This window comes from Methylocaldum sp. RMAD-M (assembly GCF_017832375.1).
Lineage (GTDB): Bacteria > Pseudomonadota > Gammaproteobacteria > Methylococcales > Methylococcaceae > Methylocaldum.
The window spans coordinates 91,155-103,479 of sequence record NZ_JAFIBZ010000011.1 but is presented as its reverse complement, the minus strand read 5'-3'; the positions used below and the strand labels follow the sequence as shown (position 1 = coordinate 103,479).

Here is a 12,325-nt window from a genome sequence, read left to right as displayed (position 1 = left end):
CTGCCGAGATTGCCGCCTTTGCCGGGCAGGTAGAATCGCTTGGTGCCTGCCCTCGAGTAATGGTCTGGATCGGCTTGATCGTTATCTCGCGGAGAACGCACTCCGCTCGAATACAGGATCGACCTCGTTCCAAGACATTTGGCTTGTCGCCACTGTAGAGATGTTATAAAGTAACATAACAACGCAGCGCTTGAGGTCCAAGCAATGAATGTCAGGACTCCGCCTAGTCAAAAAGTGTACACGATGCCCACCCATGATCACCGCGGTTGTGTCGACCGAGCGCTCCGCGTGGCGGAGCAGCTGTGCGCCCAGCGCGAAGTTCGGCTGACGCCGATCCGCCGCAAGGTGCTCGAACTCATCTGGGAAAGTCATCGCGCGGTCAAGGCTTACGACCTGCTCGACAAAATCAAACCGTTCGAGCAAGCCGCAAAGCCGGCGACGGTTTACCGGGCCTTGGAGTTTCTGATGGAGCAGAGCCTGATCCACCGTGTGGAAAGCCTCAATGCGTTTATCGGTTGCAACTGTTCTGAGCGGAGGCACGAGCAGCTGTTGCTGATTTGCGAACATTGCGGGAATGTCGAGGAGCGACCGGGAGCCGAGGTAATGGCAGCGGTCGCGAGTGAAGTGGAGCAGGCGGGATTTATTCTCCACCGGAAAGCTATCGAAATTCACGGCTTGTGCGCCCATTGCGCGCAGGACGCGGCTGACGCCTGAGCCAAAGCGTATCGGGCCGAGAGCTGTCGACTCGCTCGAATTCGTAACGTATATGTAACGCTATAACATTAGCTCGATAGGACCTTATAAGAAACATGAACAAGCGAGTCGTCCTGCTGATGGCTTCAGCCGCATCTTTTGCTTCGTCCGTGGCAGCCGAAGAGGAATCCGTAAAAGAATTGGAGCCCGTATTGATCACCGCGCCGGTGCATAAACTGGCCGAGGAAATGGCACGTCCCTTCAATGCCTTGAAGGGTGATGAGCTGTCTCGGAAAGTTGGCAATACCCTCGGCGAAACCTTGAATCAGGAACTCGGGGTGACCAGCTCGTCTTTCGGCGCCGGCGTCGGCCAACCGGTCATCCGCGGGCAAAGCGGTCCGCGCGTGCGAGTCATGCAAGACAGCCTTGGAATTCAGGACGTGTCTACCCTGAGTCCGGATCATGCCAATGCCGTCGAGCCGATTCTCGCTGAGCGTATCGAGGTGCTGCGGGGGCCTCAAACTCTCTTGTACGGCAGCGGAGCCATCGGTGGTTTGGTCAATGTCATCGACAACCGAATTCCCGATCGGCTGCCGGAGAAGGTCGTTACCGGCGCGGCGGAACAGCGCTACAACACCGTATCCGACGAAACTACGAGTGTTTTGCGCTTGGACGCGGGGCAGGGCATCTTCGCCCTGCACCTGGATGGTTTCTATCGCGATCGGAACAATGTCGAGATTCCGGGGTTCGCCATCGATGAACAGGCGGAAGCGGCCTCGCACGGCGAGGAAGGCCATGAGGAAGCCATCGCCAATACGAAAGGATATATCGCCAACACGGACGCGAGGGCACGGGGCGGCACGGTAGGCTTCTCGTTCATCGGGGACCCGGGCTTTTTCGGATTCTCCGTCAACCGACTGGAAAACGATTACGGCATTCCGCCCGGCGCGCATAACCATGGACATGAGCACGGTGACGAAGAAGCGGAGGGGCAGGATAGAATTCGGGTCGATATGGAGCAGTCCCGCTACGATTTCAAGAGCGAGCTCTACGATCCCGCGCCTTTCGTCGAGACGCTCAAAATGCGCCTCGGTTACACCGATTACCGCCATGTCGAGCGGGAGAACGGCGCCACGGGCACCGTGTTCAGCAACGAGGCGGTGGAAGGGCGGATAGAGCTGGTTCACAAGAACGTCGGTTCCTGGCACGGAGTAGTCGGCGTGCAGGTTCAGGACAGCGAATTCTCCGCCGTTGGCGAAGAGGCGGTAGTGCCGAAATCGGATATTTCCTCCTACGGTTTTTTCGCCGTGGAGGACATGCATTGGCGCAACGTCCTGTTCGAATTGGGGTTGCGCGTCGAAGATCAGACTATTACCCCCGATAGCTTGAAGAGCGTTTCGCACACGCCGGTCAGCGCCTCGGGCTCGGCCGTGTGGAACGTTCGCGACGATGCGGCTGTGACCTTCGCGGTAACCCGCTCCCAGCGGGCGCCCCAGGTCCAGGAGCTTTTCTCGAACGGTTTCCACGCCGCGACCAGGAGTTTCGAGCTCGGCAATCCGGCGCTTTCGGAAGAGACCTCCTACAATCTCGACCTCGGTTTCCGCTATAACCCCGGTTGGGTCAGCGCCGAAGTCAATTTGTTTCACAATTGGGTCAACGATTACATCTTTCAGCGTAGCCCCGGCACGGTTTTCAACCGGGAAACCGAGGAATTCGAAACCGTGTGCTCCGAGGAAGACGCGTGTATTCCGGTGCTGGAAAGTACGCAGTTGGACGCCACGTTCAAGGGTTTCGAGGCGAGCCTGAAGTTTCCGGTGTTCGACCAAGCGTTCGGGAAGCTGGATCTCACTTTGTTTTCAGACTACGTGCGCGGCCGCTTCGATCATGGCGGCGATGTCCCGCGCATGCCGCCGCTCCGATACGGTTTTCAGCTGGATTACGGCTTCGAAAAACTCACCGCCTTCGCCCGGCTGATGAATGCCGAGGCGCAGAACAATCCGGGTGAGAATGAAACGAAAACGGACGGCTATTTGTTGTTCAATGTCGGCGCCGAGTACCGACTGGCGGTCGCCGACTATGCCGAGCTCATGGTATTCATAAGAGGCAAGAACCTGCTCAACGAAACCATTCGCAACTCCACGTCTTACCTCCGCAATATCGCACCGGAGCCTGGCCGCGCCGGAGAATTCGGGATACGCGTCAATTTCTGATGCTCGGAATCGCCCCGAAATTCACGAAATCGGAATGAATGCCGATCGGCAAACATTTTCAGCGCCCCTCGGCACACTTTAAGCCGACAACTTTCCATCCCGCCAACTCCACGCCGCGGCGAGAGCCTGGAATGCAGAAGCACGTCCCAGAGTGTCGGTTGCCGGCGAACTTACTCGGGATGGTCGCAATCAAATAAGACAAATTTGTACCAGCATCGTGGGCTTTGTCGTTCGTCGTCTGATGCCGGCTTATGAACCGATAAGCGGTCAAAAAACGCATATCGAATAGCCGGTCGACACTCGAACACTAATTATGTTCGTTGAGACTCTCCTTTGGCCGTATGCTGCGCGGGAGTAAACTGGAGTCTAGGTCTATGGAAAGCCGCTATTTCTAGTCAGATCAAATCCAAACGGAAACCACTATGACCAACGAATACATCAATTTGACCGATCCTGAAGGCAGACGTCTTACGTCTTTGCCGGTGATCAGGGGAACGATGGGGCCGTCCGTCCTAGATATTTCCAAGCTCTATTCCGAGGTCGGTTGTTTTACCGTAGATCCCGGTTTTGCGATGACGGCGAGCTGTGCGAGTGGAATAACCTTTATCGACGGCGAACAAGGAATTCTGCTGTATCGCGGATACCCCATCGAACAGTTGGCGGCCCGCAGCAACTTTCTGGAGGTCACTTATCTGTTGTGGTATGGCGAGTTGCCGAATGGAAGCCAATTAAGGCAGTTTACCCATGAGGTCGTGCACCACACCATGATCAACGAATCCCTGAGGCTCTTTTACCAGGGGTTTCATCATGACGCCCATCCGATGGCGGTTTTGGTGGGGGTAGTGGGATCGCTTTCGGCGTTCTACCACGATTACTTGGATATCCACGATCCGAGATCGCGGGAACTGGCGGCGCTCCGCCTGGTTGCCAAGATGCCGACCATAGCCGCGGCGGCATACAAATACACCATGGGACAGCCGCAAATCTATCCCGATAATTCCCTGAGCTATACGGGCAATCTTCTGCATATGATGTTTGCCATGCCGACTCAGGTCTATGAGGTCGATCCGGTCGCCGAGCGGGCTTTGGACTTGCTGCTGGTGTTGCATGCCGACCATGAACAGAACGCGAGCACCTCGACGGTGCGCTTGGCCGGGAGTTCGGGGGCCAATCCTTTCGCCTGTATCGCCGCCGGGATTGCGGCACTGTGGGGTCCGGCACACGGCGGCGCAAACGAGGCGGTCATCAAGATGCTTCAGGAAATCGGGGATGCGAAGCACATACCCCAATACATTGCCCGCGCCAAGGATAAGAACGATCCGTTCCGCCTCATGGGATTCGGTCACCGCGTGTACAAGAACTTCGACCCGCGCGCGACGATTATCCGCGAGACCTGTTACGAAGTACTGGAAAAGCTGGCCGATACCAAAGATCCGCTGTTCGATCTTGCCCTTCGATTGGAAGAGATCGCGTTGAAGGATGACTATTTCATCGAACGCAAGCTATATCCCAACGTCGATTTTTATTCCGGCATCATTTACCGCGCTTTGAAAATTCCTATGAGCATGTTTACCGCAATGTTTGCGGTAGCGCGTACCGCCGGTTGGATGGCCCACTGGATGGAGATGATGGCCGACCCCGAACAGCGTATCGGCCGTCCGAGACAGCTTTATACCGGCCCGGTCACGCGCGATTATGTGGCGTTGAAAGAACGGGGCTAGCCTGTTTCGCATCGAATAGATCCGTATTCAGAGCTTCGCCAACGAAAAGCCGGAGCCGCATGGCTCCGGCTTCGCTTGTCGGTTACGCCGTGCCGTTCAGGCCTTCTTTCTTAGCGGCACCGCGTTGGAATCGACGATCGCCGGCCAGTTTGTTCTCCTGCCTCTCGCCTGATACTTTGCGGTAAGCGGCTCGTTCAGATAGTCGGTAACCTGGCCGTCAAAAATGTAGGTGCGATCACGGCCTTTTTGCTTGGCGATGCGGCACGCGTTGTCAGCGCTCCGGAGCACTGAAGACGCGTCGCCGCTTGCGGCCGTCAAAGCCGTAATCCCGATGCTGACGCTTACCCACAAATCCTTTCCTGCCCACGACAATCGGCAGCTCCTGACGGCGTCCCGAAGATTGTTCGCCACGATCCATGCCCGCTCGATCGGACAGTTCTCCAGCAACAGACCGAACTTGTCCTCGCCGAGACTCCCGAGAATATCGCTCTGCCGCAATCGTCTTTCCAGAGCCTGCCCGACTGATTGCAGCAATTGATCTCCAGCAGCGCATCCGTAGGTCTCATTGACGATCTTGAAGCGATCGAGATCGATATAGCAAAGTACATAGTCGGATCGGTTCTCGCAGGGAGCCGCCAAGAGATTTTCCAAGCACTGCTCGAATTCGATGCGGTCGTACAAAGCCTTGTCGACGCTTGCATTGGCAACCTTGAGCAGGTCGGCTTGTTTTTTCCAGGGCTCCGAGCGCTGAGCGTCCAATTCACCCAGGCGCTGGCGATAGTACGCCAGTTGCTGTTCGACGTCCTTGTCCTTGCTGATGTCGACGAGCGTGCCCTGCAGGAACAGCGGCCGGCCGGCGTCGTCGTGAACGACACTGGCTTGGTCCAAAACCCAGCGCGCCTTGCCGTCTTGTGTGATCACCCGGTATTCGCAACGGAGCGGCGCATGATGCTCATAGGTTCCTGCAAACTGCTCGATGACCATTTCCCGGTCGTCGGGATGGACCCACTTGATCAGCCCGATGCCGAGAGGGTCGTCCAGCCAGGTTTCCGGGGCGTATCCGAACTGTTCGGTCTGCGGGCTTACGTACAATAGCTTTCCCGGAGCCTCGAGCGAAGCGATATAGGTAATCGCGGGGATTTGTTCCACTAGAGCGCGGTATTTGGCTTCGGCTTTCCGTAACTGCTCCAGGGCTTCCTCCTTTTCGCGCAAAAGTCGAGTCTGGTTTACGTTGCGGGCAATCAGGTCCGGCAATCGCCGTACGAATTCGAGTTCACCGGTTTTCGCAACATAATCCGAGACGCCGTTCTTGCACGTGTCCGTTGTCGCCGCAGCTCCGTCATCGGAAGTCATCATGATCACCGGAGTGGATAATTCGCCCATATCCACGGCCATGTCGGCGAGCAGCTCGTTTATGTCGAAATCCGGCAATCGCCGGTCGACCACGATGCAGTCGGGCCTCTCAGCCCGAATCAATTTCAGCCCCAGACGGCCGGTACCGGCTTCGATGACCTCGAATCGATAGATCGAATGCTGCTCGAGCGCCTGTCGACAGACTTGGCGGCAATCGGGGTCGCCGTCGATAAGCACGAGGCGGATAATCGGTGTGATGTTAAGGGCATTCATTGTGATAACTCGTTACAGTCCTGTAGGCATGGGAAACGGTTCGTTCCGCGGCCAGATCCAGTGGCGGTGAAGGGTTAGCCTGCAATCTCGGATATTCAGTGTCTATCCCTTTTTGTGGTGCAAAACTCTAGACTAAGTTGCGGCATTCGGTAATAAGTACTGTTCCATACCGGTAACAAGAACCAATCCGCTTTATTAACCCGGCCTATAAATATAGGCCGGGTTAATCCGGGGCAGGGATGCCCCGGCGCGGCGACAAGCGAGTGAGCTAAGGCCTAAGCGTGTACCGGCCTGGGCGGCGACCCGAAATACCAGGAGGGTATTTACGGGCCTGATTAATAGGTTTCGCGGTCGAACGCCAATGCCTGTGTCACATCATCTACGGTTTTCATACGGACTCAGAACGCTCCACGAATGATCCGTCTATCCCATCGATGCGCGTCCGTATTTACATTGGCCTGGCGATCGGATCATGAGCGGTGCAGGGTTTGCACAATTGAGTTCGATATGCTTTTCCGAGCATATCGCCAAAATCTTTTCCCTATCGAATGCGATTCCGATGCGTTTTAGACGCGTTTTAATGAAAAAAGCGGAGCACGAATTGATGAAGCGTTTGGTTTCGGTGTTTTCGGTCATTCTGCTGATGTTCGGGTATTCCGCCTGGGCGGCAGAGCCTTCCAGGCTGACCATCGCGGCGGCGGCCGATCTCAAGTTCGCGATGGAGGAGATCGCTAGGGCTTTCAGGAAGGAGCATCCGGAGGCAACGCTGGACCTCGTGACCGGATCTTCCGGCAGGTTCTACGAGCAGATCGTACAGGCAGCGCCATTCGATCTGTTCTTCTCCGCCGACGTCAAGTTCCCACAGCAATTGAAGGAGCAGAGGCTGACCGCTTCCGAGGTGCGGCTGTACGCTCGGGGACGCATCGTTTTGTGGAGCGCCAGGATGAACGCGGCCGACATGAAATTGAGCGATCTAGCCAAGCCCGACATTACGAAGATCGCCATTGCAAATCCCAAGCACGCCCCCTATGGCATGCGTGCGGAGGAGGCGTTGAAAAAGGCCGGTCTGTGGCCGAAAGTCGAAAAGAAACTCGTGTTCGGCGAGAATGTGGCGCAGACCGCCCAGTTCGCCGAGACCGGCGCCGCCGAGGTCGGCATCATCGCCCTGTCCCTGGCCGAGAGTCCCATGCTCAAGCCTAAGGGCGGATATTCCTTGATTCCGGAGAATCTGCATTCGCCTCTGGATCAGGGTTACGTCATCCTGAGACGGGCCGAGGACAATTCATCGGCCAAAGCCTTGGCCGATTTCGTCTCCGGCGAAGCCGGCAGAACGATATTCCGCAGCTACGGTTTTGTGCTGCCGGGTGCATCGGGCTCCTCGCCATGAGCCGGCACGTTAATCCGGTATCATTCGGGCCAGCGGCGCCCGTGGCGGCGCGGCACGGCGTAGCCGCCTTCGGCGGCGGAGCGCTGATCGGAACCCTGGGCGGTTTGATCGGGCTGGGCGGCGCGGAATTTCGATTGCCCCTGTTGATCGGGACGTTTCAATTCGCAGCTCTGGAGGCGGTAATCGTCAACAAGCTTGTCAGCTTGACGGTAGTGGCCTCGGCCTTGCCGTTCCGCACCGACACCGTGCCGTTCGCTATCGTGGCGGCACACTGGACCGCGATCGTGAATCTTCTAACGGGCAGCTTGGTTGGTGCATGGATAGGAGCGGGCTGGGCGATTCGGCTCAAAGGGGAAACGCTTTATCGAATCATTGCCGTGTTGCTGATGGTCATCGCCTTGGTCTTGCTGTTCGGCCATGCTGCGAGCAGCCAGGACCGTGTGCCATTCCAGGGCATCGCGTTGACCGTCGCGGGTGTCGCGGCGGGTTTCGGCATTGGCGTCACGGCATCGCTCTTGGGTGTGGCGGGAGGGGAGCTTTTGATACCCACACTGGTGCTGCTGTTCGGGGCCGATATCAAGCTGGCCGGCAGCCTCTCCCTGGCAGTGAGTCTGCCCACCATGCTCGCGGGATTTAGCCGCTATAGCCGGGACGGGAGCTTCGCAGTGCTGGGACGAAACCGTCGTTTCGTTGGGATAATGGCGGTGGGCTCGGTGATAGGAGCGTTCCTCGGGGGCCGATTGCTAGGCATGATTCCCAGTACGGTATTGCTGCCGCTTCTGGCGCTGGTCCTGGTTTTGTCGGCGGTCAAGATTTGGCGCCACGGTTTCGAACGCAGCCGAAGTCTTTGAATCGTGGGGGGAGGGGGAGATCGGCCGTGAACCGATTGCCGGGAATCATTCTTGCCGTCGCCAGCGAAGGGGATATTTCGCTGGTTGATGTCGCAGTTGAGGAAAATACTTTGACCGCAATGTTGGTGGAAACGGCGGAAACCGCGCCCTATCTGCGAGCGGGGAATGCCGTGTCGGTCTTGTTCAAGGAAACGGAAGTTTCGCTGGGCAAGGCGCTGAGCGGACGCCTTAGCCTGCGCAACCGTCTCCAGGCCGAAGTGGTCGAAATGCTCAAGGGCGAACTTCTGGCCGAGGTCAAGCTGGATTGCGGAGGTCACCGCCTGGTTTCCATCGTCACCCGCCGGGCCGCCGAGCGGCTGGAATTGGCCGTCGGCGATCGGGTCGAGGCCTTGATCAAGGCCAACGAAGTCATGCTGGGGGAAAGCGCCAATGACGTATGACTGGCAGCCCCCGATCCTGACCCTGAAGCTCGCCTCAGTCACCACGACGATTCTGGTCGTGCTCGGCATTCCATAGGGCTACTGGCTGGCCTATGGCCGATTTCGCCTGAAGGCGGCGGCGGAAGCTCGATTGCCATGCCTTTGGTATTGCCGCCATCGGTGCTGGGCTTCTATTTGCTTCTGGCCTTCAGTCCCGGGAACGCGTTCGGCCGTTTTCTGGACGAAACCTTCGGACTGCGCCTGGTGTTCGGTTTCGAAGGGCTGGTAGTGGCATCCGTGCTGTTCAGTCTGCCGTTCATGGTGCATCCCATTCAATCCGGATTCCAGCAGTTGCCGCGCAGTCTCACCGAAGCGGCTTACACGCTCGGCCTATCGCGCCGGACAACCCTCCTTCGGATTCTGCTGCCCAACATCAAGCCTGCTTTGCTGACCGGGGTCGTCATCAGTTTTGCCCATACCATCGGCGAGTTCGGCGTAGTGCTCATGATGGGCGGAAGTATTCCGGGCGTAACCCGAGTGGCTTCCATAACCATTTACGATGAGGTGGAATCGCTCAACTATGCCGCCGCCAATTTTTATGCGTTCTGTTCGCCCTGAGCTTCTCCATACTGCTCGCCGTGTTTTTTCTCAACAAACGCGGCCCGAGAAGTCTGTGACACTGGAACTCTCTATACGAAAAAGCCTGCACACCGCGGAAGGCGTCATGACTCTCGACCTAGCGTTCGAGGTCGAGGTGGGGAGTTCAATCCGCTGGTCGTGAAAGTCGAATCCGGCTCCGAGCGAGGATAAAGGAACTGTTCCGTCGTCGGATATCGCCGAATCCAAATGACAGCCGAAGAGTTATCTGGCGACTGCCCGCTCCGCTCGAACTGGGCTGCGCGGAACATGGTCGTATTTCAAGGGAGGTTTTCGGCAAGCTCCGGTCCGGTATGGGGGCGTAATCCTTAAGTTGAAAGGCCCGTTTCGGCGGTATGTGCTTGAGTCGCGATGAACAGTACGCAGGTAAAAAGTTTCCTGTTTCTGACCGTGCTTGCGATCATCGGTTTTGGGCCGTTGTCATTGACGTGTTTGATCGGCTTGTTCATCGTTGTCAGAAGGCCCGAATGGTTTTATCAGGTCGTCGAAAATCTTTATCGGGGCACGGCCTGCGGGTCGATGGACTGCGCACCGGGGCAACACGGACACGGTTCGGAAGCAAGGAAGGCCAGAATCAAATCCTTCCTGTGCCTTTTTATCCTGCTGGTGCTGGATATCGCTCCGGTTCCGGTGGCGGGCTCGATCGGTTTGTACGTCGTCCTCATACGGCCTTGCTGGTTCAAGACCTTGGTCGAAAGAATCTACTACGGCGTTTGAGGATGCCACGGCCATCCGGTCGAAAATCCGCACGAAAGTCTCAAACAAAGCCTTTACGGTCTACCGGCTGAGGACGGGGTAACTTGCCCTCAAATTTCCCGATGAGCTGAGCGCCACGGTAATTCGTTGCCGCACGAGCTTTTACGCCGAAAACGAGGAGCTTCGATAGAGGCTTCCTCCAATCTTTGGATCTTACTTTGGACGCGGTAGGCGATCGCGGCAAGCCGCACGATCCGGGACGCTCGGCCGGGGTAACTCGAATGAGGGAAAGATAGGCGGGCTCGGGGCAGATATTCGCTCGACGGGTAGGGAACGAATCGGGCATTCTTAGATTTTGATGCTAGAGCGTTTTCATCTCGCTCGTACGACAAAACAGGCTTGGCGGAAGTCGTTGGCGCCTTCGGCTCGGGTGAATGGATTCAAGCATTCGTAAGTCGGCAATCCTTTCCCAATCGCAAACGGTCGCTTTAGTCGCGACCCTTCCGACGAAGACGCTCGGCCGGGACGTGGTGTCGGGAAAGGATTCCCGACCTACTCGCGAGTGCCCGTACAGTCGGTATGAAAATGCTCTAAGGGTCGGCCCGACAGGCCGATCCTCTAGAACTTGGTCGCAGAACTTGCAATGAGCACTCAGGAAACACAAGTTACCCCTTTACCCATCGGCCATATCGTCGAGGTCTATGGTCCTGTGGTCGATATCGCCTGCCGGTCCTTGCCGCCTTTGCATCGGTCTTTGTATGCCGCGATAGACGACGAGCGTTATATATTCGAGGTTCATCAGCATCTCGATCCGACTCGGCTTAGGGCGATCACCCTGCACCGGACGGCAGGCTTGAAGCGCGGCATGCCGGTTTACGACAGCGAGGGCGCCTTGCGGGTGCCGGTCTCGCCGGAATGCCTGGGACGGCTCCTGAATGTCTTCGGCGCTCCGCTGGATGGCGGCGGACCGTTGCCGGACGCCGAGTTTCGAGAGGTTTTGGCGCCTCCCGCCGCGCTGCACGAAGCTGTTCCGGCCAGCCGTATCCTGGAGACCGGCATCAAGGTGATCGACCTTTTATGCCCATTCGTGCGAGGCGGCAAGACGGGGTTGTTCGGCGGTGCAGGCGTCGGCAAGACGGTATTGATCATGGAATTCATGCACGCCATCGTCGCGTTGCATCAGGGGGTTTCCGTGTTTGCCGGGGTAGGGGAACGCATTCGCGAGGGGCACGAGCTTTGGCATGAAATGCGCAATACCGGTGTCATGGGTAACGCGGTCCTGGTGTTCGGACAAATGGACGAATCCCCCGGCGTACGGTTCCGGGTCGGCCTGACGGCGCTGACCTATGCGGAATATCTACGCGACTCTTTGGGTAAAGAAGTTTTGTTTCTCATGGATAACGCCTTCCGTTTCGTGCAGGCAGGAAGCGAGGTTTCGGGATTGCTCGGACGGATGCCGGCCACGGTGGGTTACCAGCCCACCCTAGCGAGCGAGGTTGCGGAACTTCAGGACCGAATCGTGTCGACCCATAGAGGCGGTATTACATCGGTTCAGGCGATTTATGTTCCGGCCGACGATATGACCGACCCGGCGGTAAATGCCATCCTGGGCCACCTGGACACCCGCGTGATCCTGTCGCGCGCTCAGGCGGCCAAAGGAATTTATCCGGCGGTCGATCCGCTCTTGTCCGGCAGCAAGATGATGGACCGCTATTTTCTGGGGAATCGCCACTACGCCGTCGCCGAGGCCGTGAGAGAGCATCTGGCCCGTTATCAGGAGCTGGAGGACATCATCACGATGCTGGGTATCGAGGAGCTTTCCGAAAAGGACAGGCTCATGGTTCTGCGAGCCCGCAGGCTTCAGAGATACCTCAGCCAGCCGTTCCACACGGTTGCCGAACATACCGGCATTCAGGGGATTTCCGTTCCCTTGGAGCGAACTCTGGCCGACTGCGAAGCCTTTCTGCGCGGCGACTATGACGATTTACCGGAGGATCGCTGCTATATGCGCGGAGCAATGCAGTTGTAACCGCTAGGTCGATCATCGCGAGCGCATGGGAGTCGT

The 12,325-nt window shown here is 57.4% G+C and carries 10 protein-coding genes; 9 read left to right on the top strand and 1 reads right to left on the bottom strand.

The genetic code is table 11. From position 1 onward, the window contains the following. The first annotated feature begins 243 nt into the window (after positions 1–243). The 3 genes from JOD69_RS12820 to JOD69_RS12810 all read left to right on the top strand — a co-directional run bounded on the left by JOD69_RS12820 (position 244) and on the right by JOD69_RS12810 (position 4,624). Positions 244–714: a transcriptional repressor gene (locus JOD69_RS12820; RefSeq protein WP_240502563.1), complete on the top strand. Its 471-nt coding sequence runs from the start codon at positions 244–246 to the stop codon at positions 712–714. A 95-nt stretch (positions 715–809) separates the two neighbouring features. After that, positions 810–2,903, top strand: coding sequence for a TonB-dependent receptor (locus JOD69_RS12815; protein WP_077731033.1), 2,094 nt, complete (start codon positions 810–812; stop codon positions 2,901–2,903). Between the two features lie 422 nt (positions 2,904–3,325). After that, positions 3,326–4,624: a citrate synthase gene (locus JOD69_RS12810; RefSeq protein ID WP_156880894.1), complete on the top strand. Its 1,299-nt coding sequence runs from the start codon at positions 3,326–3,328 to the stop codon at positions 4,622–4,624. A gap of 96 nt (positions 4,625–4,720) precedes the next feature. Here the strand turns inward: JOD69_RS12810 and JOD69_RS12805 are convergent, their stop codons facing one another. After that, complete coding sequence (locus JOD69_RS12805) at positions 4,721–6,250, bottom strand: diguanylate cyclase (RefSeq protein ID WP_210023973.1); 1,530 nt, start codon at positions 6,248–6,250, stop codon at positions 4,721–4,723. 604 nt (positions 6,251–6,854) lie between these two features. Here JOD69_RS12805 and modA point away from each other — a divergent pair. From modA to atpD, 6 genes are all read left to right on the top strand, one after another. Then, entirely contained in the window at positions 6,855–7,637 is a 783-nt protein-coding gene (modA, locus tag JOD69_RS12800; RefSeq protein WP_245245584.1) for a molybdate ABC transporter substrate-binding protein, read from the top strand. Then, complete coding sequence (locus JOD69_RS12795; RefSeq protein ID WP_086133934.1) at positions 7,634–8,488, top strand: sulfite exporter TauE/SafE family protein; 855 nt, start codon at positions 7,634–7,636, stop codon at positions 8,486–8,488. The genes modA and JOD69_RS12795 overlap by 4 nt, the downstream gene beginning before the upstream one ends. Before the next feature lie 26 nt (positions 8,489–8,514). Beyond that, positions 8,515–8,928 carry a TOBE domain-containing protein gene (locus JOD69_RS12790; RefSeq protein WP_077731037.1) on the top strand — a complete coding sequence of 138 codons (414 nt, stop codon included), beginning with the start codon at positions 8,515–8,517 and terminating at the stop codon, positions 8,926–8,928. Between the two features lie 135 nt (positions 8,929–9,063). Next, complete coding sequence (locus JOD69_RS12785; RefSeq protein WP_240506917.1) at positions 9,064–9,525, top strand: ABC transporter permease subunit; 462 nt, start codon at positions 9,064–9,066, stop codon at positions 9,523–9,525. A 390-nt stretch (positions 9,526–9,915) separates the two neighbouring features. Then, complete coding sequence (locus JOD69_RS12780) at positions 9,916–10,281, top strand: hypothetical protein (RefSeq protein WP_086133935.1); 366 nt, start codon at positions 9,916–9,918, stop codon at positions 10,279–10,281. Between the two features lie 622 nt (positions 10,282–10,903). Next, positions 10,904–12,289, top strand: a complete 1,386-nt coding sequence (gene atpD / locus JOD69_RS12775; RefSeq protein ID WP_077731038.1) for a F0F1 ATP synthase subunit beta — start codon at positions 10,904–10,906, stop codon at positions 12,287–12,289. Positions 12,290–12,325: the final 36 nt, after the last annotated feature.